Source organism: Actinokineospora baliensis, assembly GCF_016907695.1.
In the GTDB taxonomy this organism is placed as follows: domain Bacteria; phylum Actinomycetota; class Actinomycetes; order Mycobacteriales; family Pseudonocardiaceae; genus Actinokineospora; species Actinokineospora baliensis.
This window is the reverse complement of the sequence record NZ_JAFBCK010000001.1, coordinates 7,298,729-7,320,637: the sequence shown is the minus strand read 5'-3', so window position 1 is coordinate 7,320,637 and position 21,909 is coordinate 7,298,729. Positions and strand designations below refer to the sequence as shown.

The 21,909-nt window shown below is 72.6% G+C and carries 24 protein-coding genes; 9 read left to right on the top strand and 15 right to left on the bottom strand.

Going from position 1 to position 21,909, the window contains the following annotated elements:
* The first annotated feature begins 158 nt into the window (after window positions 1-158).
* The gene (locus JOD54_RS32175) at window positions 159-917 is read left to right on the top strand and encodes a VOC family protein (protein WP_204455690.1); all 759 of its coding nucleotides are present in this window, start codon (window positions 159-161) and stop codon (window positions 915-917) included.
* A gap of 448 nt (window positions 918-1,365) precedes the next feature.
* Here JOD54_RS32175 and JOD54_RS32170 read toward each other — a convergent pair whose 3' ends face one another.
* From JOD54_RS32170 to hisS, 6 genes are all read right to left on the bottom strand, one after another.
* Entirely contained in the window at window positions 1,366-1,701 is a 336-nt protein-coding gene (locus tag JOD54_RS32170) for an SCO6045 C-terminal-like domain-containing protein (RefSeq protein ID WP_204455689.1), read from the bottom strand.
* The gene (locus tag JOD54_RS32165) at window positions 1,698-2,501 is read right to left on the bottom strand and encodes an MbnB/TglH/ChrH family RiPP precursor modification enzyme (protein WP_204455688.1); all 804 of its coding nucleotides are present in this window, start codon (window positions 2,499-2,501) and stop codon (window positions 1,698-1,700) included. The genes JOD54_RS32170 and JOD54_RS32165 overlap by 4 nt, the downstream gene beginning before the upstream one ends.
* Before the next feature lie 49 nt (window positions 2,502-2,550).
* Window positions 2,551-3,450: a TIGR04222 domain-containing membrane protein gene (locus tag JOD54_RS32160; protein WP_204455687.1), complete on the bottom strand. Its 900-nt coding sequence runs from the start codon at window positions 3,448-3,450 to the stop codon at window positions 2,551-2,553.
* Between the two features lie 158 nt (window positions 3,451-3,608).
* Window positions 3,609-4,052, bottom strand: a complete 444-nt coding sequence (msrB, locus tag JOD54_RS32155) for a peptide-methionine (R)-S-oxide reductase MsrB (protein ID WP_204456928.1) — start codon at window positions 4,050-4,052, stop codon at window positions 3,609-3,611.
* 34 nt (window positions 4,053-4,086) lie between these two features.
* Window positions 4,087-4,434: a hypothetical protein gene (locus JOD54_RS32150; protein ID WP_239573575.1), complete on the bottom strand. Its 348-nt coding sequence runs from the start codon at window positions 4,432-4,434 to the stop codon at window positions 4,087-4,089.
* Between the two features lie 35 nt (window positions 4,435-4,469).
* The gene (gene hisS / locus JOD54_RS32145; RefSeq protein WP_239575902.1) at window positions 4,470-5,723 is read right to left on the bottom strand and encodes a histidine--tRNA ligase; all 1,254 of its coding nucleotides are present in this window, start codon (window positions 5,721-5,723) and stop codon (window positions 4,470-4,472) included.
* A gap of 89 nt (window positions 5,724-5,812) precedes the next feature.
* Between hisS and JOD54_RS32140 the strand changes: the two genes are divergently transcribed.
* Entirely contained in the window at window positions 5,813-6,853 is a 1,041-nt protein-coding gene (locus JOD54_RS32140; protein WP_204455685.1) for a DNA polymerase domain-containing protein, read from the top strand.
* 202 nt (window positions 6,854-7,055) lie between these two features.
* The gene (locus JOD54_RS32135; protein ID WP_204455684.1) at window positions 7,056-7,250 is read left to right on the top strand and encodes a DUF8847 domain-containing protein; all 195 of its coding nucleotides are present in this window, start codon (window positions 7,056-7,058) and stop codon (window positions 7,248-7,250) included.
* Here JOD54_RS32135 and JOD54_RS32130 read toward each other — a convergent pair.
* Complete coding sequence (locus JOD54_RS32130; protein ID WP_204455683.1) at window positions 7,247-7,483, bottom strand: hypothetical protein; 237 nt, start codon at window positions 7,481-7,483, stop codon at window positions 7,247-7,249. The genes JOD54_RS32135 and JOD54_RS32130 overlap by 4 nt on opposite strands.
* A 114-nt stretch (window positions 7,484-7,597) precedes the next feature.
* Here JOD54_RS32130 and JOD54_RS32125 point away from each other — a divergent pair, with 114 nt between their 5' ends.
* Window positions 7,598-8,236 (top strand): DUF6319 family protein, encoded by a 639-nt coding sequence (locus JOD54_RS32125; RefSeq protein ID WP_204455682.1) that lies wholly within the window; start codon window positions 7,598-7,600, stop codon window positions 8,234-8,236.
* 18 nt (window positions 8,237-8,254) lie between these two features.
* On the opposite strand, the gene JOD54_RS32120 is transcribed toward JOD54_RS32125, so the two are convergent.
* Window positions 8,255-9,118 (bottom strand): EamA family transporter, encoded by an 864-nt coding sequence (locus JOD54_RS32120; RefSeq protein ID WP_204455681.1) that lies wholly within the window; start codon window positions 9,116-9,118, stop codon window positions 8,255-8,257.
* Window positions 9,119-9,234: 116 nt separating this feature from the next.
* On the opposite strand from JOD54_RS32120, the gene JOD54_RS32115 reads away from it, so the two are divergent.
* Window positions 9,235-10,770: an alpha/beta hydrolase gene (locus tag JOD54_RS32115; protein WP_204455680.1), complete on the top strand. Its 1,536-nt coding sequence runs from the start codon at window positions 9,235-9,237 to the stop codon at window positions 10,768-10,770.
* A 341-nt stretch (window positions 10,771-11,111) separates the two neighbouring features.
* Here the strand turns inward: JOD54_RS32115 and JOD54_RS32110 are convergent, their stop codons facing one another.
* Window positions 11,112-12,209, bottom strand: a complete 1,098-nt coding sequence (locus JOD54_RS32110; RefSeq protein ID WP_204455679.1) for an ATP-dependent DNA ligase — start codon at window positions 12,207-12,209, stop codon at window positions 11,112-11,114.
* Between the two features lie 50 nt (window positions 12,210-12,259).
* Here JOD54_RS32110 and JOD54_RS32105 point away from each other — a divergent pair, with 50 nt between their 5' ends.
* Window positions 12,260-12,850 carry a DinB family protein gene (locus tag JOD54_RS32105; RefSeq protein ID WP_204455678.1) on the top strand — a complete coding sequence of 197 codons (591 nt, stop codon included), beginning with the start codon at window positions 12,260-12,262 and terminating at the stop codon, window positions 12,848-12,850.
* Here JOD54_RS32105 and JOD54_RS32100 read toward each other — a convergent pair.
* Complete coding sequence (locus JOD54_RS32100) at window positions 12,801-13,517, bottom strand: pyrimidine reductase family protein (protein ID WP_307860452.1); 717 nt, start codon at window positions 13,515-13,517, stop codon at window positions 12,801-12,803. The two genes, JOD54_RS32105 and JOD54_RS32100, sit on opposite strands and share 50 nt — an antisense overlap.
* 76 nt (window positions 13,518-13,593) lie before the next feature.
* Between JOD54_RS32100 and zapE the strand changes: the two genes are divergently transcribed.
* Window positions 13,594-14,619, top strand: coding sequence for a cell division protein ZapE (gene zapE / locus JOD54_RS32095; protein ID WP_204455676.1), 1,026 nt, complete (start codon window positions 13,594-13,596; stop codon window positions 14,617-14,619).
* 8 nt (window positions 14,620-14,627) lie between these two features.
* Here the strand turns inward: zapE and JOD54_RS32090 are convergent, their stop codons facing one another.
* A complete protein-coding gene (locus JOD54_RS32090; protein WP_204455675.1) occupies window positions 14,628-14,801 on the bottom strand; it encodes a hypothetical protein in 174 nt (57 codons plus the stop codon).
* 54 nt (window positions 14,802-14,855) lie between these two features.
* A complete protein-coding gene (locus JOD54_RS35875; protein WP_204455674.1) occupies window positions 14,856-15,545 on the bottom strand; it encodes a phosphatase PAP2 family protein in 690 nt (229 codons plus the stop codon).
* A gap of 118 nt (window positions 15,546-15,663) precedes the next feature.
* On the opposite strand from JOD54_RS35875, the gene JOD54_RS32080 reads away from it, so the two are divergent.
* Window positions 15,664-17,298, top strand: coding sequence for an ABC-F family ATP-binding cassette domain-containing protein (locus JOD54_RS32080; RefSeq protein WP_204455673.1), 1,635 nt, complete (start codon window positions 15,664-15,666; stop codon window positions 17,296-17,298).
* A gap of 205 nt (window positions 17,299-17,503) precedes the next feature.
* Here the strand turns inward: JOD54_RS32080 and JOD54_RS32075 are convergent, their stop codons facing one another.
* The gene (locus JOD54_RS32075; RefSeq protein WP_204455672.1) at window positions 17,504-18,508 is read right to left on the bottom strand and encodes a trypsin-like serine protease; all 1,005 of its coding nucleotides are present in this window, start codon (window positions 18,506-18,508) and stop codon (window positions 17,504-17,506) included.
* Between the two features lie 127 nt (window positions 18,509-18,635).
* Between JOD54_RS32075 and JOD54_RS32070 the strand changes: the two genes are divergently transcribed.
* On the top strand, window positions 18,636-19,595 hold the full coding sequence (locus JOD54_RS32070) for a LysR family transcriptional regulator (protein ID WP_204455671.1): 960 nt from the start codon (window positions 18,636-18,638) through the stop codon (window positions 19,593-19,595).
* Here JOD54_RS32070 and JOD54_RS32065 read toward each other — a convergent pair whose 3' ends face one another.
* Together JOD54_RS32065 and rocD are read right to left on the bottom strand one after the other, a co-directional pair.
* A complete protein-coding gene (locus JOD54_RS32065; protein ID WP_204455670.1) occupies window positions 19,596-20,558 on the bottom strand; it encodes a LysR family transcriptional regulator in 963 nt (320 codons plus the stop codon). It lies immediately after the preceding gene.
* 107 nt (window positions 20,559-20,665) lie between these two features.
* Window positions 20,666-21,898 (bottom strand): ornithine--oxo-acid transaminase, encoded by a 1,233-nt coding sequence (rocD, locus tag JOD54_RS32060; RefSeq protein WP_204455669.1) that lies wholly within the window; start codon window positions 21,896-21,898, stop codon window positions 20,666-20,668.
* Window positions 21,899-21,909 lie beyond the last annotated feature (11 nt).

The window sequence follows — 21,909 nt, the reverse complement described above, 5'->3', positions numbered from 1 at the left end:
CGGGCCGCAATCCGCCGATTGACTGATCCATTCACCGGGCCTGGAGCGGTCCACCGCGGAATTCGCGGGAAATCCGCCGGAGCGCGGGTGTCGGTGCGCCGGTCTACCGTGGCGGCGTCCGCGCTCGGTGCGGGCACCACCAACCCCGGAGGTTTCCCATGGTCACCCGTACCACCCCTTGGCCGGCGGGCGCGCCCTGCTGGGTCGATATCGGCACCGACGTCGACCGCGCCACCGCCTTCTACTCCGCGCTGTTCGGCTGGCGGGTGGAGAAGGGCGCGGCCGAGTTCGGCGGCTACGCCAACTGCTTCGTCGGCGAGCACCCGGTCGCGGGCCTGGGCCCGCTGCAGGAGGGCCAGGTCAGCGCCTGGGTCGTCTACCTGTCCACTGAGGACGCCAACGCCGCTGCGGCCCAGGTCCAGGCCGCGGGCGGGCAGGTGGTCGTGCCGCCGATGGAGATTGCCGAGCAGGGCACCATGGCCGCGGGCATCGACCCGACCGGGGCTTTCTTCGGCCTGTGGCAGTCCAACGCGCACACCGGCACCAACCTGGCGGGCGAGCCGGGGTCGATCACCTGGAGCGACCAGCTCAGCGCCGACCCGGACGCGGCGGCCGCCTTCTACGGCGCGGTGGCGGGCCACACCCACCGCGAGGTCTCGGCCGAACCGCGCTACGCCACGGTGCACCTGGGCGAGGCCGACGAGCCGGTCGCGGGCCTCGGCGCCGCCGAGCCCGGAACCCCGGCGCACTGGACGGTGTACTTCGAGGTGGAGGACGCCGACGCGGCCGCGGCCAAGGTCATCGAGCTGGGCGGCGCGGTGCAGCAAGAGCCGACCGACACCCCATACGGCAGGCAGGCGGTGGTGACCGACGACCAGGGAGCGCGCTTCGTGGTGATCACCTCACCCCGGTCCTGACGCTCGACCGGCAGGCGGTGGCCGTCCCCCCAGTGACGTCCACCGCGTGCCGGGCTCGCCGGGGACCGCGCGATCCCAGGTCGGCGGCACCGCCCGTGCCCAGGGCGGTGGGCCAGTGGCGAGGAGGTACCGATGAGCAAGTGGATCGGTTGTCGCGCAGCGGTTCCCGGGCGCGAGCGACCCCGAAGACAGGTCGTCTGGTCCATCACGTCCCTGTGGTCGACCCCACCCCCGGCCCCCGACCGGGGCCCCGCGGCCCGTCTGGTCTGCATCTTCCAGCCCCGGCGGCGGTAGCGCCTGCGACCAGGGCGGGCACCCCGCGTTGATCGCTTCGTGGTTCGGCAGGGGCTCACGCGCGATCCGGGGGGAGCCGGGCCCACCCGGCCCGGTGGCGCCACCTGCCGGCCACCCCTCGGGGGTGGCGCCACCGGGCCGTTGTCCACCCCGCCTACCCCTTGCGGCGCCACCACCGGCGCTCGCCGGGTGCGGTGAGGTGACCGCCGCGGACCGCCCACTCGGCGAATGCGCTGGCGTCGTCGCGAAATCGTGAACCGGTCTGCCTGGGATTCGCCAAGGCGTAGGAATTGAACAATTCCTTGAATCGTTCGCCGAGATTCTCGGCCGTTTCCGGGTCGATCTGGCTGACGATTCGACGCCGTTTCGACAGGAGTGCGTCCGCTTCCACGCGCAGCGCCTGATGATCGAATCCGGCGGGTGCGGCGCCGCCCGCGAGCAGGGCGCGCAGCAGTTCTCCCTGGGCCGCGGCCAGTTCTTCGCGGCTCACCGGGACACCACCGCGCGGATCGCCGCCAGTTCGTCGGCCAGGACCGCGTCTGCCGGGTAGCGGTCGTCGCGCTCCAGCAGGACGCCGGGCGGCGTCGCCCGGTCGCACAGCTCGCCGAGCAGGTCCAGCACGCCCTGGGGCACGGCGTGGGCGTGCGTGTCGTGGTAGACCCCGTCGATCTCGACGCCCCCCGCGACGTGGACGTACGCCAGGCGCTCCAGGGGCAGGCCGTCGAGGAGTTCGGCCGGGTCCTCGCCGAGGTTGAGCGCGTTGGCCCACATGTTCGCCACGTCCAGCAGCAGCAGGCAGTCGGTGCGCTCGACGAGCTCGGTCAGGAAGCGCGCCTCGGTCAGCTCCGCGTCCGGCCAGCGCAGCAGCGCCGCGATGTTCTCCAGCGCCAGCGGCCGCCCCAGGATCGACCGCGCCTGGGTCACGTTGGCCACCAGCACCTCCAGCGCCGCGCGGGTCCGCGGCACCGGCATCAGGTGCCCCGAGTCGAGCCCCCCGGCCCGCACGAAGCACACGTGGTCGCTCACCAGCGGCGCGTCGAGCAGGTCGGCCACCGCCGCCAGGTGCTCGACCCGGTCGGTGTCGAGCGGCTCGGCGCCGCCCAGCGACAAGGAGACGGCATGGGGGAGCACCGGGAGTCCCCGCTCGCGCAGCAAGCGCAGCGACTCCGGCAGGTGGTCGCGGTGCACGTTCTCCGCGACCACCTCGACGAAGTCGACCCCCTGCATCCGCTCGACGGTCAGGTCGATCTCCGACCGCCAGCCGATGCCCACTCCCAGGTGCTCACCCATGCCGTCATCCTCCCCCTTCGCCCCCCAGTTCTCCCCACCCCCGGGGCGCTCAGCTCCCCCCGCCACCTCCACACCCTCCGCCGCCACCGCCGCAGCTGCTCCCGCCGCCACCGCAACTGCTGCCCCCGCAGCTGCTACCGCCGAAGTCGCCGCCGCAGCCAGCCCCGTACGCCGCGGCGCTCGAGCTCGCGCGCTGCCCCGACCGCACCCGCTTGGCCGCCTGCCGCCGCACCGGCCGCTCGGCCGGGAAGTCCGGGTGACCGGCCAGCCCGTCGCGCGCGGTCTTGGTGGCGATGTCCGGGGCGGCTGGACCGCCGCGTCGGAACTCCACCAGCGCCTTCTCCCCTGCGTACGTGCGCGGTGGGATCGGCCTGGTCCAGATCAGCGCGGTCAGCCCGAAGGTGCCGATCACCGCGACCGTGAGCCACCCGGTGTCGTCGGCCAGGCGCAGCTCCTGCAGCCAGCGCAGCAGGCCGACGGCCGAGACCACCGCCATCGGCAGGGCCGACAACCGCGCCCACCGCCGCCGCCCGGCGACCAACAGCCCCCGCCGGACCATCCCCTCGGCAACGGCGGTGACCGCCGCGCTCCCCGCGACATCGCCGACGACCAGCGTCGCCGCCCGCGCCTTGCGCTTGGTGAGCGCCACGCCCACCGCCCGGTCCACCGAGTCACCGCCGACCCGGACCCCGTCGACCGCCTGGACCTGGCCGTCGCGGTTGACCCGCAGCGCGCCGCGGTCGAGCAGCCGCGCCAGCGACAGCTCCACCACCCGCCGCGGACCGCCCGCGAGGTAGGCCAACTCGGTCAGCCCGACCCCGCCCACTTCCACGGCCTTGCCCGTACGTGCCGTGATCCGCGCAGCCGCCGCGAGCAACACCGCGAACGCCGCGGCGATCAGGTACGCCCGCAGGAAATCAGGTCCGGAAACACCCCATGGTTGATCCATCGCTCCCCCTACCCGGGGGAGGCCCGCCGCGGCTGACCGCGACCGGATTCCCCCCTGTGCCACCGGGTTCGGTGTCCCGGCTGGCGACCATGCTCCGCGCGGTGTGACCGGGGGCACAAGCGTGCTTGAGCAAGATTTAGGGGTCCCGTTGGCGGGATTTAGGCTTCTTGACCAGGACTTGAGGTGTCGGGCACCAGGGTCAGCGACACCGAGTTGATGCAGTAGCGCTGATCGGTCGGCGTCGGGTAGCCCTCGCCCTCGAACACGTGGCCCAGGTGGCTGTGGCAGCTCGCGCACAGCACCTCGGTGCGGACCATCCCGTGCGCCCGGTCCTCGCGCAGCACGACGCTCTCGCCCGCCAGCGGCGAGAAGAACGACGGCCACCCGCAGTGCGACTCGAACTTGGTGTCGCTGCGGAACAACTCGGCCCCGCATGCCCGGCACCGGTACACCCCGGCCGTCTTGGTGTCGGTGTACTCGCCGGTCCACGCGGGCTCGGTGCCCGCCTGGCGCAGCACGGCGAACTCCTTGGGGTTGAGCTGCGTGCGCCACTCCTGCTCGGACTTCACCACGCGCGGGGTCGCGCCGACCACGGGTTCCATAGCCACGGTTGGTCTTCTCTCCTTCTGGGGCCGCTCAGGCGAACAGGACGCCGACGATGAAGACGAGCGCGTCCCACGCGGCGACCACCACGCCCAACAAGATGAGCGCCGCGAGTATGCCCGCGGTGAGCCGGTGGTGCCCGCCGAGCCGGTTGGCCGACTCGGCGAAGTCGCGCACCCCGCCCAGGTAGCCCTCGACGGTGTAGCTGGGGTGGACCTTCTCGACCCGGTCGAGGTGCTCGGCGAACGCGCGCGCCTCCGGGTCGGCCGGGTCCAGCCCGACCAGGTCCTCGGTGAACCGGTCGTCGGCCGCCCGGCGGCGCGCGCCGTCGGGCTCCTCGCCGCTGGGGTCGCCCCGGTCCCCGAACGTTCCCGTGACCATGCCCCAACGGTAACCCGGCGGTCCAGTGACGCGGCTTACCTCTCGCCGAGCGGACGCTCCTCGCCTGGGGTTTCGGCGTCCTTGAGGTGCACGATCGAGGTGAAACCCCACTCCTGCAGCTTGCCGAGCTGGGCGCCGAACTTGCCGCGCCTGCGCACCGGCGACACCGAGCGGCCGTCGCGGCGCAGCTCGCGCGCGGTCCCGGTGACCACGCCCAGTGGCACGTCCGCTTCGTAGAGCACCGCGACCGCGTCCCGGGTGCCCGCGCCCTCGATCAGGTCGACGATCCGCTCGAAGCCGATGGAGAACCCGCACGCGGGCACGTCGCGGCCCAGGGAGCGGCCGATGAGCTTGTCGTAGCGCCCGCCGCCCGCGATGGAGCTGGAGCTGGCCGGGTGCGTGATCTCGAAGATCTGGCCGGTGTAGTAGCCCATGCCGCGCACCAGGGTCGGGTCGAACTCCCAGCGCAGGTCGCGCAGCGCAGACAGGGCAGACGCGGTCTCGGTGAGGTCGCCGAGGACCTCGTCCGGCAGACCCGGCACGGCCTCGGCCAGCCGCTTGCCCAGCGTCGCCGGGTCGCCGCCCTGCAGGCCGGTGATGCTCTCCTGCAGCCGGTCGATCGCGGCGTCGTCGAGCCCGCGGCCGGGCAGCTCGGCGCGCACCCCGTCCCAGCCGATCTTGTCGAGCTTGTCGAGGGTGATGAACAGACCGGTCCAGGCCTCCTCGGGCAGACCGACCGACGCCGCCAGCGCGGAGAGGAACCGCCGGTCCGACACCCGCACGGTCGCCCCGCTCAGGCCCGCCGCGGCCAGCGCCTCGGTGGTCGCCTCGATCAGCTCCACCTCGGCGAGCACGCTCTCCTCGCCGAGCATGTCGATGTCGCACTGGTAGAACTGCCGGTACCGGCCCTTCTGCGGGCGCTCGGCCCGCCACACCGGCCCGAACTGGAACGACCGGAACGGCTGCGGCAAGCTCGCCTGGTTCGCGCCGTAGAAGCGGGTGAGCGGCACCGTCAGGTCGTAGCGCAGCCCCAGGTCGACCAGCTCCGAGAGCGGTGTCCCGGCGGCGACCGCCTCGTCGAGGCCGCGGCGCAGCACCCGGTAGATCAGCTTCTCGTTCTCACCGCCCTGGCCGCCGGTGAGCCGCTCGATGCCCTCCAGCGCGGGCGTCTCGATGCGCTGGTAGCCGTACCGGTGGTAGACCTCGGTGATCCTCGCCAGCACGTGGTCGCGCACGGCGACGGTCGCGGGCAGCAGGTCACGGGTGCCCCTGGCGGGGCTGTTGTCCATCTTCACCGGGTGCGGTCCTTCGCTGTTGTGGTGTGACCACGTTACCGAGCCGTGCGCGGGGTTTACCGGTCGCCCGTAGGCTGGTGGCCATGGCGCCAGCGGTGGAGATCGAGGTCGACGGCCGGTCGGTTCGGGTGTCCAATCCGGACAAGCCGTACTTCGCCGAGTTGGGGATCGCCAAGCGGCAGGTGGTGGAGTACTTCCTGGCCGTGGGCCCCGGCATCCTCGGTGCGCTGCGTGATCGCCCGACCACGCTGGAGCGCTGGCCGGGCGGGGTGTTCGAGGGCGCCAAGCTCTCCACCCGCGGCGACCACACCGGCGACGCGTTCTACCAGAAGCGCGTCCCCAAGGGGGCGCCCGACTACGTCGAGACCGCGCGGATCACCTTCCCCAGCGGCAGGCCCGCCGACGAGGTGTGCCCGACCGAGCTCGCCGTGGTGGCCTGGGCGGCCAACCTCGGCACGCTGACCTTCCACCCGTGGCCGGTCTCGCGCGGCGACGTCGACCACCCCGACCAGTTGCGCGTCGACCTCGACCCGCAGCCGGGCACCGACTTCGACGACGCGGTCGCCGTCGCGTTCGAGACCAGGGACCTGCTCCAGTCGCTCGGCTTGGACGCCTTCCCGAAGACCTCCGGCGGTCGCGGCGTGCACCTCTACATCCCGGTCGAGCCCCGGTGGACCTTCGTGGAGGCCCGGCGGGCGCTGATCGCGCTGGCCAGGGCGATGGAGCGGCGGATGCCGGAGCAGGTGACGGTCAGCTGGTGGAAGGAGGAGCGCGGCAGCCGGATCTTCGTCGACTACAACCAGATGGCCCGCGACCGGACCATCGCCTCGGCCTACTCGATCCGCCCCACCGCCCGCGCGCTGGTGTCCGCGCCGGTGACCTGGGACGAGCTGGGCTCGGTGCACCCGGAGGACTTCAGCGTGCTCACCATGCCCGCCCGCTTCGCCGAGGTCGGCGACCTGCACGCGGGTGTGGCCGAGCGGGCGTACTCGCTGGAGCCGCTGCTGGAGATGGTCGAGCGCGACGAGCGCGACCACGGCCTCGGTGACCTGCCCTACCCGCCGGAGTACCCGAAGATGGCGGGCGAACCCAAGCGGGTGCAGCCGTCCAAGGCGCGCGACTGAGCGGTCCTGCCCGGTCCACTGTGGCCGTCCACTCGGCTTCCGCCCCGCAGGCGGGGCAACCACAGTACGCGGGAATCCGCGGTGCCGCACCGAGGTTGCTCCATCCGGTTGACCGCACCGCGATCGCCGGAATCGGACCGGCGGAAACGTCGGTCCGAGCACTTACACTGCCCGCAGAGGCGCGGAGCGGAAGGGGCGCACCATGGCGGAGACCTATCTCGTCCGCTACGTCGGCGGACCCCTCGACGGGCGGGTGGACACCCTCGCCAGCGTCCCGGTCGACCCGCGCTCCACGGTCACCCACGTGCACCTGCACGGTGGCCCCAAGATCGTGCACCACTACGACCTGCAGTACGCGCTGGAGTACGGCTGCGAGTACCGGCTCCGCGAGTCCTAAATGGACTGACCGACGGCCTGCCGCGCGCTCGCCGCGCCGCCGATGATGAGCAGGCACAGCTCGCAGCGCGGCCCCTGCGCGGCACCCCCGGTGTCGCCTGCGAGGTCCGGCGGCGCGGCGTGGGTGCACGAGGCGCGGTAGTGCTGGTGGGTCAGCCGGGCGCCCGCCGCCATCGGGAAGGCGTGCAGCACACCGTCGTAGCAGCTTCGCCACCACAGGTACCGGACGCTCATCACCGAGAAGCTAGGTCCCGCCGCCCGCGGTGGCACCTCGGGCCGCCCGAACGAGTGACTGTCGGTGCCACCCGGCACACTCGGCACCCGGTTGGTGCGACGGAGGGGAAGCGCATGGCGGGGACACGGGCCGAGGTCAAGGCCCTCGACGAAGCGGACATCGAGCGGCTGCGCGCGGCGCTGGCCGAGGGCAAACCCACCCCGGTGTGGTTCACCTCGGCCGCGGTGGGCGTCGAGACCGGCCAGCAGGCCAAGGTCATCGCCTTCGACGAGCCCGCGGAGGGCGACTTCATCCAGGTGCGGCCGCACGGTTCGCGGGACGTGCTGAGCTTCTCCCCGGCCGAGTTGACCACCGTCAAACCGCCTGCCCGCCCCAAGGCGGTGGCGGCCCCCGCCGCCGTGCCCGTGCAGGCGCCCGCACCGGTCGTCGAGGGCATCGAACCCGGCGGCGATGCCGAGCCGAAGCCCCGGCAGCGCAGGCAGCCCCAGCAGCCGGTGGAGATCACGGTCACCCTGCACTCCACGCCGGAGGGGGAGTGGAGCGTGGACGTGCTGGTCGGCAAGAAGCGCACGGTCCGCTGGGTCCCGGTCCCCGCAGGCGACGTGGCCAAGGTCGGGCGCTTGCTGCCCGCCGAGGTCGGCGAGGCGATCGGCGTCGCCATCACCACCGCCCGCGAGCGCCAGACGCGCCGGGTCGAGCAGCTCAAGGCCGAGTTGGAGGCCGCCCAACGCGCGCTGCGCGACCTGGGCTGACCGTCCACTGTGGTCGGTTCACTCGCGGCGGTACCTGGTCGCCCCGGCCGACGCGACGACCACGCACCCGACCGCGATCCACTGCGGCAGCCGCAGCGCCTCGCCGAGCACCACCAGCCCGGCGAGCGCGGCGACCGCCGGTTCGAGGCTCATCAACACGCCGAACACCCGGGGCGGCATGGTGCGCAGCGCGGTGAGCTCCAGCGAGTAGGGGATCACCGACGACATCAGCGCCACCCCGAGGCCCGCCGCCAGCACCCACGGCTGCAGCAACGCCGCCCCCGCGTCCGCGATCCCGAACGGCGCCACCAGCAGCCCCGACACCACCGCCGCCAGCGCCAGCCCCGACCCGTCCTCGGTCCGGCTGCCCAACGCGGCGCTGAGCAGGATGTACCCGGCCCAGCAGACGCCCGCGGCGAGGGCGAGCAGCAGCCCCACCACCGACACGTCCCCGCCGGTGTTGGCCAGCAGGACCACGCCCGCCCCCGCCAGCAGCGCCCACAGCGCGTCCAGCAACCGCCGCGACCCGCCGAGCGCGACCGCCAGCGGGCCCAGGAACTCCACGGTCACCGCGATGCCCAGGGGGATCCGCTCGATCGCGGCGTAGAAGCACAGGTTCATGACACCCAGCACCACGCCGTAGGCCAGGATCACCGGGATCGCGCCCCGGTTGGCCCTGATCGACGGCCGCCACAGCAGCACCAGCACCGTCGCGGCCAACACCAACCGCAGCGTCACCGCGCCCGCCGTGCCCGCCACCGCGAACAGCTGCTTGGCCAGCGCCGCCCCGACCTGGACGCTGACGATGGCCACCAGCACGCGCACCGTCGGCGGTACCGCCGGTGTTCTGCCCGCCAGGTCCCACCGCGTCGTCGCCCCCATGCGCGCAAAGCTACCCGCGGCCCGATTGCCCTGGTGGCGGGGCGTTCACCGGGTTCTCACCCACGGCGTGCGAAGGTGGGGGAGTCGGATCGGCGAGGGAGAGGGATGGCGCGGGCGTGAGGGTTGGTCGCGGTGTCGTCCTGCTGCCGCTCGTCCTGCTCGCCGCCTGCACGGCGGGTCCGTCGGTGCGACCGGGGATCGTCGTCAACGACGGCGGTGGCCAACCGGTCACCACCGCGAGCTCCGAGCCAGGCCCCGCGCCGCTGCCGCCGCTGAACCAGCCGAACCCGGGGCGCAGCATCTGGGGGCCGTGCTCACCCGAGGTCCTCCAGGGCATCACGACCACCCCAGGCATCGATCTGACCTGCGGGAAGGTCACCGGGACACTGGACTCCCCGTACGCGCCCGGCCGGGGCGGGATCCGGCTGCAGGCGCTGCGCGCGGGCACCGGACCGATCCCGCTCGTGGTGGTCAACGAGGTCGACGGCCTCCCCGGCACCCACTACGCCGCCGCGCTGGCCGCCAAGCTGCCACCGGACCTGCTGGCCAAGTTCTCCCTGGTCGGCCTCGACCGCCGGGGGACGGGCAGTTCCGACCCGGTGCGCTGCGTGCCCGAGGAGGTCCGCTTCGGCCTGCTCGACGCCGACCCGCGGGCCCTGGACCTCGAAGGCCTGGTCGACCAGGCGCGCACAGCGGGCCAGCAGTGCTCGATCGCGCTCGAGACGCGACTGCCCGCCATCGACACCTGGCGCACCGCGGGCGACGTCGAATCGCTGCGGATCAGCCTGGGCATGGACAAGCTGCACGCGATCGGCCACGGCGAGGGGTCGCGGGTGCTGTCGGTCTACGCCGAGCGCTACCCCGACCGTGTCGGCCGGATGGTGCTCGACGGCGCACCGGACCCGAACGAGGACGCCGTGGTCGCGCTGGAGGGCGTGGCCGCCGGGGCGGACGCGACCTTCGCGGCGTTCGCCGACGACTGCGCGAAGCGGGCGTGCGAACTGGGCGCCAACGCCCGGCAGGCCCTCACCGAGATCCTGGACCGAGCCGCCAGCTCCCCCCTCGTCACCGACGACATCGACCTGACCCCCGGCCTCGTCCTGCGCGCCGTCCAACACGGCCTCGCCGACCGCGCCAACTGGCCGTCCCTGGCCGTAGCCCTGGCCAACGCCCGCAGCGGCGACCCGACCCGGCTGGCCGCGGCGGTCACACCGCTGGTGCTGGAGTCAGAGGACGTGCCCGCGACCTTCGACGCCACCCTGGTGACCCGCTGCAACGACACCAAGTCGCGACTGTCCACAGAGGCGCTGACCGCGGCCTCAAAGGACTGGAACACCCGCTACCCCCTCTTCGGCGCCCTCACCGCCGAATGGCTAGCCGTCTGCAGCCCCTGGCCCGTCCCCTCCCACCCGGTGCCCACGGCCACCGCCCGCACAGCCCCACCGCTGGTGGTCCTGGCCACCGCAGTCGACCCACTTACTCCGCTCAGCGGCACCGAACGAGCGGCACAGCAGCTGGCGACAGCAGTGCTGATCTCCTGGCAGGGCACGGGACACGGCGCACTGGGCTACTCACCCTGCGCGACGGAAGCCGCCCAAGCCTTCCTCCTTGACGGCACGGTCCCGCGCGACGGCACCGTCTGCCCGCCGTGATCTGGCTGCCACGGCTCGCTTGACGGCACCTATGTGCAGTTGGCGACGGCCTTGCTGATCTCCTGGCTGGGCAGCGGACATGATGCCTTGGGGCTGCGCGGTCCTGGGCCCTGGAGCCCCTTCTTTTGACGGCACCGTCCTGCGGGATGGCACCGTCTGCCCACCGTGATCGGGGCGGTTTCCACGCCGCTGACCGGCGGTTGGCGGCGGCAGCCCGATCTCCGGCGGCGTATCGGGCACGGTGCGCCGGGTAGTTCCCCGCGCCGCTGAAGCCGCCCAAGCCCTCCTCCTGGACGGCACGGTCCCGCGCGATGGCACCGTCTGCCCGCCGTGATCGCGGGTTAGCTGCGGGCCTTGACCTCGCCGCGCAGGACCGAGGACAGGTCGTAGTTGGCGGGTTCTTCCAGCTGTTCGTACGTGCACGAGTCCGGGGTGCGGTCCGGGCGCCAGCGGATGAACTGGGCCGTGTGGCGGAACCGGCTCGGGTAGCCGCCTTCGGTGTGTTCGTAGGCGACTTCGACGACTCGTTCGAGGCGTAGCGGGACCCAGGGTTGTTCGGTGGTGCGCCAGCGGCTGATCGCGCCGGGGACCCGGGCCTGGTCGGTCTGCGCGCCGCTGACCCAGGGGTGGTTGGAGCCGCCGCCGACCATCAGGTCGGCCAGTTCGGCGGCGAGGGCGCGGCGGTTGGCGACGGTGAAGGAGCCGACGACCCCGACGTGGTTGAGGCCGCCGGAGCGGTCGTAGAGGCCGAGCATGAGGGAGCCGACCGCCTCGCCGGGGGTGCTGCCCTTGTGCCAGCGCAGGCCGGACACCACGCAGTCGGCGGTGCGGGAGTGCTTGAACTTGAGCATGGTCCGCTTGTTCGGCGTGTACGGCCCGCCCGCCGGTTTGCCCATCACGCCGTCGAGCCCGGCGCCCTCGAAGATGGTGAACCACTGCCTGGCCAGCGCGGCGTCCATGGTCGCCGGGGTCAGGTGCACCCGGTCGGTCGGGGTGACCGCGTTCTCCAGCAGCCGCCTGCGGTCGTAGCCGGACGACTCGAGGAACAGGTCGTCGTCGAGGGCGAGCAGGTCGAAGGCGATGAACCGGGACGGGGTCTTCTCGGCGAGCATGGTGACCCGGCTGGCCGCCGGGTGGATGCGCTCGGCGAGGGCGTCGAAGTCGAGCCTGCCGTCGAGGTCGACGACCAGCTCACCGTCGATCACCACCCGGTCCGGCAGGGCGGCGCGCAACGCCACCTCCGCCTCCGGGAAGTACCGGTTGAGCGGCTTGCCCGACCGCGACTGCAGCGTGATCTCCGGCCCGTCGCGGAACACCAGGCAGCGGAAACCGTCCCACTTGGGCTCGAACACCAGCCCTGCTCCGTCCGGGATGGACTTCGCGGGCTTGGCCAGCATCGGTTGGACCGGCGGGGTCAGCGGTAGCGCCACGCCCGCCATCTTGCCCCGTCAGAGCCCGTCGCGCCGCCGGTTGGGGCAGGCTCGGCCGGGTGACCAGCACCAAGACCCACCTGCACGACGAATTGCGCGAGGTCCGAGCCGCGGTGCTCGCCAAGCTCGACGGCCTCGGCGACCACGACCTGCGCCGCCCGATGACCGGCACCGGGACGAACCTGCTCGGCCTGGTCAAGCACCTCGCGACCTGGGAGGCCCGCTACCTCGGCGAGGTGTTCGCGCGCCCGTTCCCCGAACCCCTGCCCTCGCCGGGCGCCGACATGTGGGCCACCGAGCACGAGACCCGCGCCGAGATCACCGACCTGTACCGGCGGGTCTGGGCCCACGCGGACGCGACGATCACCGCCCTCGCCCTCGACGCCCCCGGCCACGTGCCGTGGTGGCCCAGCCCCGACGTGACCCTGTTCAAGGTCCTCATCCACCTGCTCACCGAAACCAGCAGACACGCAGGCCACGCCGACATCCTCCGAGAACACCTCGACGGCGCGGTGGGAGCCGAAACCGCTCCACCCAGCGCCTCCGATGTCGCCAAGCGGGAGGCCAGGCGCGCGGAGATCGAGCGGATCGCGGAGGTGTTCAGTCCTTCTGCCGCCGGTAGCGCAGCATCAGGAATCCCTCGTCCGTGAGCACCGAGGCCAGCGACAGCGCCACCGGTACCCCCGTCGGCCCGATCGCTGCTCGGCCCGAAGTGCCGCCCGCCAGTACCGGCGACACCGTCAAGCACATCTGGTCGACGAGGTCCGCCGCGATGAGTGAGCCCAGCAGGGTCGGCCCGCCCTCGCAGTTCACCCGGCGCAGGCCCCTGGCCGACAGCTCCGCCAGTGCCACGCCCAGGTCCACCTCGGTCTCCCCGGCCACGATCACGTCAGCCCCGGCGTCCGCCAATTCCGACCGCCGCGACTCCGGCGCCAGTTCCGTGGTGATCACCAGGGGTGGGACCACCGTGTCGCGCACCAGGTGGGAGTCCGGTTCGACCGACCCCCTGGCGGTCACCACGGCGATGGGTGGCAGTGGGCTCAGGCCCAGCCGCTCGCGGCGGGCGGCGCGGACTTCCGTGGACTTCACGCCGCGGTAGTGCTCGGCTTGGGCGGTGCCCCAGCCGACCAGGATCACGTCGGCGAGGTCGCGGCCCAGGGCCAGGATGCGCTTGTCGCCGGGGCTGGACAGGCCCGCTGAGCGGCCGTCGACGGAGACGGCGCCGTCAGTGCTGGTGACGAAGTTGGTCTGCACCCAGGCGCGGGTCAGCGCGGGCGGGTAGTCGTAGAGCCGTTCCAGCTCGGTGTCGTCCACCACATCGGGTGAGGAAAACGGGGGTGGGGGATACAGCCTGTGCACGCCACCATCAGAGCACGCCGTTACGCTCGCCCGCATGTCCGCTCACCTGGTCGACCGGGAGCCCGTGGTCGGCGCCGAGGAACTGGTCGCCGAGCTGGTGCCGCCGCCGCGGTTCGGCGGGGTCCGGTTCGACACCTACCTGCCCAACCCGGACGAACCGTCGCAGGCGGCGGCCGTGGCGGCGTGCGCGGCGTTCGCGGGTGGGGTCGTCGGGGCAGAGAAGCCGTCGTTGCTGCGGCGGGTGTTCGGCAGCTCCAAGGCGGGCGGCAAGGCGAGCGGCAAGCCGGGGCTCTACCTCGACGGCGGGTTCGGGGTCGGCAAGACCCACCTGCTGGCGTCGGTCTGGCACGCGGTGCCAGGACCCAAGGCGTACGGCACGTTCGTCGAGCTGACCAACCTCGTCGGCGCGCTCGGGTTCCGCGAGGCCGTCGCCAGGCTCAGCGCGCACCGGTTGCTGGCCATCGACGAGTTCGAGCTCGACGACCCCGGGGACACCATGCTCGTCACCCGGCTGCTGGCCGAGCTGACCGAGGCGGGCGTGTCCGTCGCCGCCACCTCCAACACGCTGCCGGACAAGCTCGGCGAGGGCCGCTTCGCCGCCGACGACTTCCTGCGCGAGATCCAGGCCCTGGCCGCCCGGTTCACCGTGGTCCGCGTCGACGGCCCCGACTACCGCCACCGCGGCCTGCCCGACGCGCCGCCCCCGGTGTCCGACGCCGAGCTGACCGCGGCCGCCGAGGCGCGTCCAGGGTCCACTGTGGACGATTTCGACGCGTTGTGCGCGCACCTGGCCCGCCTGCACCCGTCGCGCTACGGCGCGCTCGTGGACGGGGTCAGCGCGGTGCACCTGAAGGGGGTGCGGGCGTTGTCCGGTCAGGACGTCGCGCTGCGCGTGGTGGCCTTCGCGGACCGGCTCTACGACCGCGCGATCCCGGTGGTGGTCTCCGGGGAACCGTTGTCGGCACTGTTCACGCCGGAGATGCTGCGCGGTGGTTACCGCAAGAAGTACCTGCGCGCGGTCAGCAGGCTCGTGGCCCTCTCGCGCGACGCCTCGCTCTAGAACCGGGGCTAGGCGCGCCTTCGGCCGGGTTTGTCGGTTGTGCGGTGTTCGTCGATCAGCGCCCAGACCGAGACGCCGGTGCCGGACTCCGGCTGGCCGCGCTTGCCGCCTTGGGTTTGGGACTCCTCGGATTGGGCGCGCAGCTCCTGGCTTATCTGGTCGTAGATGGGTGTGTCGGTCACCGCCATCCTTTCCGTTGGCCCGAAGGCACCGCACCACCGGGAAACACTGCCAGGTTACGCACGGTACGCCCCCGCGCGCCGGTGGCGAAGCGCCGGGTGCCCGCCGGGCACCAGGTCGAGCACGGCGGCGACGGTGATCACCGCCGCGACCGCCCAGCAGAAACCACCGACCGTGTCAGTCAGGTAGTGGTACCGCAGGCCAACAATCGCGCTCACCGCGGCGGCGATCAACACCAGGCACAGCGCCGCCGTGCCCGCCGTCGCCCGCAGCCGCCGACCCGGTGCCGCGTTCGACGCCGTGACCAGCGTGAACACCGTCAAGATCGACACCAGGGCGGTGGTGTGGCCGCTGGGGTAGGCCAGGTAGTCGTCGAGTTCGCGGCCGACAACCGGTTTGAGCACCCAGCTGTTGACCGCCACCGCCGCGAGCGGGCCGAACACGGCGAGTAACGCGACCCGCGGTCGGCTCACCCGATGGGCCACAACCGCCATGAGCATGATCACACCGACCACCGCGACCGGGTGCGTCGCGTACGACAGCGGCACCGCGATCCCCGGCACGGCGGTGAAGAGCCGGTCGGCGGCCTCGAACCCCAGCGAATCGATCTCCGGGGTCGGCCCGGACACCTCGCGCCCGACCAGGCCAACCGCGCCATAGCAGGCCGACGCCACCCCGACCGCGGGCAGCACCATGAACCTGGGCATCAACCGGTGCGCCTCCAGGCTGGCCACCCTCTTACCCACACACCCTCCCGCCCACCCGAGCCTCTCGCCCCACTATGCCCATCGCGGCCCGGTCGGGCACAACGCGCGCGTCGCCCAACGGAAAGTCACTCGCCGACACCGCCCGTGGTGAGCGACCATGCACGGCGTGGGCCACCTTGAGGCGATAGGACTGTCGTACACCCTGCCGGACGGGCGGGTGCTCTTCCGCGACGCCGGTCTCAAGGTCAACACCAACCAGGTCGTCGCGGTGGTCGGGGAGAACGGCGCCGGCAAGACGACGCTGCTGCGGATCATCGCCGGTGAGCTCGCCGCGCCGGACGGGTCCGTCTCCGTGCGTGGCGGTTTGGCCGTCATGCCGCAGTTCGTGGGGTCCGTCCGCGATGACCGATCCGTGCGGGACCTCCTCCTGGCCGTCGCCCCGGTCCCCCTGCGCGCGGCGGCGCAGGAGTTGGACGCCGTCGAGTTGGCGCTCATGGAGACCGACGACGAGCCAACGCAATTGCGCTACGCCGCCGCGCTGGCCGACTACGACGAGGCGGGCGGCTACACCGCCGAGGTCCTCTGGGACACCGTCACCACCGCCGCGCTGGGGATGCCCTACGACACGGCCAGGTTCCGCGAGGTGCGCACCCTCTCCGGTGGCGAACAGAAGCGGCTCGTGCTCGAAGCGCTCTTGCGCGGCCGCGAGCAGGTCCTCCTGCTCGACGAGCCCGACAACTACCTCGACGTGCCCGGCAAGCGCTGGCTGGAGGAGCGGCTGGCCGAGTCCGACAAGGCCGTGCTGCTCATCAGCCACGACCGCGAGCTGCTCAACGCGGTCGCCACGCACGTGGTCACGGTCGAGGCGGGGACGGCGTGGACGCACGCGGGCCGGTTCGAGACCTGGGACGAGGCCAGGGAGGCGCGGTGGGACCGGATAGCCGAGCAGCAGCGGCGGTGGGACGAGGAGCACGAGAAGCTCAAGGAACTCGTCCGGTCGCTGCAGCGCGCGGCGACCATGAGCGACGGCATGGCCAGCCGGTACCGGGCCGCGCAGACCAGGTTGCGCAAGTTCGAGGAGGCCGGGCCGCCGCCGGTGCCGCCGCGCCCGCAGAAGGTGACCCCGCGGCTGACCGGTGGTCGTACCGGCGTCCGGGTCATCACCTGTGAGCAGTTGGGGTTGACCGGCCTGATGCAGCCGTTCGACGCGGAGGTCTTCTTCGGCGACCGGCTCGCGGTCCTGGGCTCCAACGGTTCCGGCAAGAGCCACTTCCTGCGCCTGCTGTCCGATCTGGACTCAGTGCGGCACACCGGTGTCTGCAGGCTCGGCGCTCGCGTCTCGCCGGGGCTGTTCGCCCAGACCCACCAGCACCCCGAGTGGGTCGGTCGCACCCTCGCCGACATCCTCTGGCACGGCGACGACACCCGGGCCGGTCTCGACCGCGGCGCCGCCGCGTCCGCGCTGAGCCGCTACGGCTTGGCGGCCGCTGGTGACCAGCGGTTCGAGACGCTCTCCGGCGGGCAGCAGGCCCGGCTGCAGATCCTGCTGCTCGAGCTGTCCGGGGCGACGCTGCTCCTGCTCGACGAGCCGACCGACAACCTCGACCTGCACTCCGCGCAAGCGCTGCAGGACGCGCTGGCCGCCTACGAGGGCACGGTCGTCGCGGTCACCCACGACCGCTGGTTCGCCCGCTCCTTCAACCGGTTCCTGGTCTTCCGCTCCGACGGTCAGGTGTCCGAAGTGGACCGGCCGGTGTGGGACGAGAAGCGGGTCGTGCGCGAACGGCGATAACCGGGTGGGGCGTTCCTGCACCCGCCCCACCCGGCTCCCTATCCCCTGAACAGCGCGGGCCGACGCGCTGCCAGTTGTTCCGGGCCAGTGCTCCCGGGTAATCCGCTGAACTCGGGTGAGCCGAGCGGGTTGAGGGCACCCGGGCCGACCCGGGTGTGGCCGGGGGACAGGTGCCTGTGTCCCCCGGCCAACCTCTAGGCCGCTCTTAGCGGCGGGTGCAGGTAGCGGTGCGCTGCCAGTTGTAGCTGCCCCCGGGGACCTCCCGGTAGCTCCAGTAGCTGTTGCGCCACTCGTAGCCCTGGTAGGTCACGGTCGAGCCCGGCGGGTACTGGGTGTACGGGTTCCACGCCGCGGCGGAGCAGCCCGGCGGCTCCGGGTCCGGACCCGGGCCGGGGCCCGTGCCACCGACGTACTGGTTGATCCAGGAGCGGTACGCGGTCACGTCGGTGTAGATGGTGGCGCTACCGCCACCGCAGGTGCTGCCGCTGCCGCCCGCGCGGCTGGTCGCGCCGACGAGCCGCCACGTGGTGCCCGACTTGACCACCGCGGGACCACCGGAGTCGCCGTAGCACGCGGTCGCGCTGCTGGTGCCGTACACGCAGAGCTCGGTGCTGGCGTTGAAGCTCTGCGAGCACATGTTGTCCGGGTTGATCCGGGTGTCGAGCTGCTTGAGCGTCGGCGACGCGCCACCGCAGCCCTGCTGCGGGCAGGTCTGCCCGAAGCCGATGAGCCGCGTCGAGGTCTGCGCGGCGGGCGACGAGTCGTTGATGGTGATCGGCGCCTGGGACACGGCGCTGCTCAGCTTGAACAGCGCGATGTCACCCGGGCCGACCTGGCCGCTGTAGGACGGGTGCCGGACGACCTGGGACACCGAGGCGAGCGTGCCGCCGCTGCCGGTGTTGGTCGACCCGATCCGGATCTGGAACTGCGAGGCGGGCATGACCTGGCCGCCCTGCCCGGTGACGCAGTGCGCCGCGGTGACCATCCACTGCGACGCGACCAGCGAGGCGCCACAGCCGTGGCGGCCGTTGACCTGCATGGAGCCCATGAACGAGTAGGTCTCGGTGGCCTGGCTGCCGCCGACGATCGCCGGTGACATGGTGGGCTGTTCGGCGGGCGGCGGTGCCGCCAGCGCGCTGGGCATGGCCACGGCCGCGGCGGTGAGCACCGCCGGGATGAGGGCAGCCCGCAGCAAGGTGCGGATTTTCATGAGGAGGTTTCCTTTTGACGCAGGGTGAAATCTTCTCCCGCCCGGAGCCGGGGTGACCGGGCGTGGGATCAACTATGTGCGGCGCGTGAACTTCCGAAACAATCCCAACGTTGCATAGGGTTCGTCTATGGACATGGAGCTGCGCCACCTGCGTGCTGTCTTGGCCATCGCTGAGGCCGGCTCGCTGACCGCGGCTGCCGCGCGGCTCGGGGTCACCCAGCCGTCGGTGAGCGAGTCTTTGCGCCGCGCCGAACGGATCGCAGGCGGCCCGCTGTTCCAACGCGGTCCGGCGGGCGCGCTGCCCACCCGGCTCGGCGAGGTCGTCCTGGCGCACGCCGGTGCGGTGCTCAACGCGATGGAACGCTTCTCCGCGGCCGCCGAGCGCCACCCCACCCGCCTGCCCGCCGAGATCCGGGTCGCCTGCTCCCCGGGGATGCTGGTCGCCAGCCTCTCGGTCCTGCCCGCGGACGAACTCGGCGCCCCCCTGTCGATCCGCACCCTCGCCGACATCGCCCCGCAGTTGGAGTTGCTGGCCGACCACCGGGTCGAAGCGGCCCTCGTCGTCGAACACCCGCACAGCCGAGCCGACCTGCCCGCCCGCGTCCAACGCCGGGTCGTCGCCGTGGAACCCCTGTTCGTCGCCGTCGGCGAAGGCCACCCGCTGGCGGGCCTGCCCGAGGTCCCGATCACCGCCCTGGCAGGCGAAACCTGGTGCATAGCCGAATCCGACGACGACGGCCTGCACGAACTGCTGGTCGGGGCCCTCGGTCAGACCTCAGTGGACATCCGCGTCGGCCTCAACTACACGACCGCCCTGCAACTTGCCGAACTCGGCGAGGCGGTGCTGGTCGCCCTCGCAGGCTCACGCCCCCGCGCGGGCCTGGCCAACATCCACCTCGCGGGCACACCCCTGCGCTGCACCACCAGCCTCCTCTGGCACGCCGACGGCCCCCTGTCCCCCGAGGCCATCGATCTCCTGTGGACCCACCTGACCCAAGCCCAACACCGGATCGTCGAACAGACCCCGCTGTACCGGGACTGGCTGGCCGAACACCCCGAGTGGACCACCACCCCGGAGCAGCGCTGACTAGGAGCCGAGCCAGCCGGGGTTGGCGGTCCACCAGCCGGGGACTCGGCCGTGGGCGGGGATCATGGCCCGGTAGGTGTCGATGAGCTTGTCGCGGACCTGGTCGACGTGGTCTTGGGGGAGGGCGTCGGCGGGGTGGAGGAGGACGTGGCGGACTCGGAGGGGGGAGGCGCGCAGGGGGCGGACCACGCCGGGGAGGGAGACGCCGCTGGTGAAGGCTTGGACGGGGAAGACGACGGGGTCGCCGCGGCGGATGAGCTGGGCGGCGACGAGCTGGTCGAACTCGCGGATGGTGACCTTGCCCGCCCCCGCCCGGTCGCACTCGGCGACCAGGTGCCGGTTCATCTCGTCGTCGCCGCTCGCCCACAGCAGCCAGGTCAGGTCGGCCAGGTCCCGCAGGTCCACCTCGGCCCGCGCGGCGGCCGGGTGCGTCTCCGGCAGCAGCACGAAGATCGGCTCCATGCCGACCACGGTCAACCGGGTGCCCGGCGGCGGCACCGTCTCCCTGCCGGGGAAGTCGACGTGCAGCACCAGGTCGACCAGGCCGTTGGCGAGCGCGTTGAGGCAGGGCACCTGCCGGTCGAGCACGGTCAGGTCGATCACCCTGTCGCCGAACACCTCGCCGACGACCTCGCAGAACCGCGACGCCAGGACCGTCGAGCGGGCGCCCACCCGCAGCATCGGGGTGCTGGTCTCGGCGCCGACCTCGCGCAGCGCCCGGCCCAGCTCATCGAGCGCGACCAGCACCTCGCGCGCGTGCGGCAGCAGCACCCGGCCCAGCGTCGTCGGCCGCGCCCCGTGCCTGCCGCGGTCGAACACGGGACCGCCGAGCACCTGCTCGATCCGGCGCAGCTGCGCGGTCAGGGACGGCTGCGAGAGCCCGAGCGCCACGGCGGCTTGCGTCACGCTGCCCGCGCAGCCCACGGCGTCGAGGTAGCGCAGGTGTCGCACCTCCAGCTCCATCCGGACCACTATGCCGTGGCGGTCGGCCCACTGGAAGCACTGGTTTACACAGAATCGCGGTGACCGCGTGGCGGCCGGAGCCCTCGTGCCCGGCCGCCATGCGGAGCTCAGTGCGCGATCACCTCGGCGATGACCTCGACACCCCGGTCGATCTCGGCGGTGGTGATCACCAACGGCGGCGCGACCCGCAGGGTGCTGTCGTGGGTTTCCTTGCACAGCACGCCGCGCGCCATCATGGCCTGGGAGGCGTCGCGGCCGGTGGGGCCGCCTGGCGCGATCTCCACGCCCGCCCACAGCCCGCGGCCGCGCACCTCGGCCACCCCGCGGCCGACCAGCTCGTTGAGGGCGCTGTGCAGGTGGTCGCCGAGCACCCGGGACCGCTCCTGGAACTCGCCCGTGGCCAGCAGCCGGATGACCGCGCGGCCGACCGCGCAGGCCAGCGGGTTGCCGCCGAAGGTGGAGCCGTGCTCGCCCGGCTTGAGCACGCCGAGAACGTCGCCGCGGCCGACCACGGCCGACACGGGCAGGATGCCGCCGCCCAGTGCCTTGCCGAGGGTGTAGAGGTCGGCGCGGACGCCCTCGTGGTCCAGGGCGAACAGGGTGCCGGTGCGGGCCAAGCCGGACTGGATCTCGTCGGCGATCAGCAGCACGTTGCGCTCGTCGCACAGCCGCCGCAGCTCGCGCAGGTACCCGGCAGGCGGGACGACGACCCCGGCCTCGCCCTGCACCGGCTCGACGAGGATCGCGGCGGTGCGGTCGGTGATGGCCGCGGCGAGTGCCTCGACGTCGCCGTACTTGACCGAGGTGAAGCCGGGGGTGAAGGGGCCGAAGTCGGCGCGGGCGACGGCGTCGGTGGAGAACGACACGATCGTGGTGGTGCGGCCGTGGAAGTTCGACCCGGCGACGATGATCTCCGCGGTGTCCTGCGGCACGCCCTTGACCTGGTAGGCCCACTTGCGGGCGACCTTGAGCGCGGACTCGACCGCCTCGGCGCCGGAGTTCATCGGCAGCACCAGGTCGGTGCCGGTCAGCTCGGCCAGCTCGCGGCAGAACAGCCCGAGCTGGTCGTGGTGGAACGCCCGGCTGGTCAGGGTGACCTTGCCGAGCTGGTCGACGGCGGCCGCGACGAGGGCGGGGTGGCGGTGGCCGAAGTTGAGCGCGGAGTACCCGGCGAGGAAGTCCAGGTACCGCTTGCCCTCCACATCGGTCACCCACGCGCCCTCGGCCTCGGCGATCACCACCGGGAGCGGGTGGTAGTTGTGCGTGCTCCACCGGTTGTCGAGGTCGATGAAGTCAGCCGGGGTGCGCGAGCCGGTGGCGGGAGAGACGGTGGAGGTCATGAACCCAGGCT

Coding starts and splice junctions, on each gene's coding strand:
- hisS (WP_239575902.1), bottom strand. CDS start 5,723: ATGGACAACAGCCCCGCCAGGGGCACCCGTGACCTGCTGCCCGCGACC.
- JOD54_RS32175 (WP_204455690.1), top strand. CDS start 159: ATGGTCACCCGTACCACCCCTTGGCCGGCGGGCGCGCCCTGCTGGGTC.
- JOD54_RS32120 (WP_204455681.1), bottom strand. CDS start 9,118: ATGGGGGCGACGACGCGGTGGGACCTGGCGGGCAGAACACCGGCGGTA.
- JOD54_RS32065 (WP_204455670.1), bottom strand. CDS start 20,558: ATGGAGCTGGAGGTGCGACACCTGCGCTACCTCGACGCCGTGGGCTGC.
- JOD54_RS32150 (WP_239573575.1), bottom strand. CDS start 4,434: ATGGTCACGGGAACGTTCGGGGACCGGGGCGACCCCAGCGGCGAGGAG.
- JOD54_RS32160 (WP_204455687.1), bottom strand. CDS start 3,450: ATGGATCAACCATGGGGTGTTTCCGGACCTGATTTCCTGCGGGCGTAC.
- JOD54_RS32135 (WP_204455684.1), top strand. CDS start 7,056: ATGGCGGAGACCTATCTCGTCCGCTACGTCGGCGGACCCCTCGACGGG.
- msrB (WP_204456928.1), bottom strand. CDS start 4,052: ATGGAACCCGTGGTCGGCGCGACCCCGCGCGTGGTGAAGTCCGAGCAG.
- JOD54_RS32080 (WP_204455673.1), top strand. CDS start 15,664: ATGCACGGCGTGGGCCACCTTGAGGCGATAGGACTGTCGTACACCCTG.
- JOD54_RS32110 (WP_204455679.1), bottom strand. CDS start 12,209: ATGGCGGGCGTGGCGCTACCGCTGACCCCGCCGGTCCAACCGATGCTG.
- JOD54_RS32075 (WP_204455672.1), bottom strand. CDS start 18,508: ATGAAAATCCGCACCTTGCTGCGGGCTGCCCTCATCCCGGCGGTGCTC.
- JOD54_RS32140 (WP_204455685.1), top strand. CDS start 5,813: ATGGCGCCAGCGGTGGAGATCGAGGTCGACGGCCGGTCGGTTCGGGTG.
- JOD54_RS32125 (WP_204455682.1), top strand. CDS start 7,598: ATGGCGGGGACACGGGCCGAGGTCAAGGCCCTCGACGAAGCGGACATC.
- JOD54_RS32070 (WP_204455671.1), top strand. CDS start 18,636: ATGGACATGGAGCTGCGCCACCTGCGTGCTGTCTTGGCCATCGCTGAG.
- rocD (WP_204455669.1), bottom strand. CDS start 21,898: ATGACCTCCACCGTCTCTCCCGCCACCGGCTCGCGCACCCCGGCTGAC.
- zapE (WP_204455676.1), top strand. CDS start 13,594: ATGTCCGCTCACCTGGTCGACCGGGAGCCCGTGGTCGGCGCCGAGGAA.
- JOD54_RS32165 (WP_204455688.1), bottom strand. CDS start 2,501: ATGGGTGAGCACCTGGGAGTGGGCATCGGCTGGCGGTCGGAGATCGAC.
- JOD54_RS32130 (WP_204455683.1), bottom strand. CDS start 7,483: ATGAGCGTCCGGTACCTGTGGTGGCGAAGCTGCTACGACGGTGTGCTG.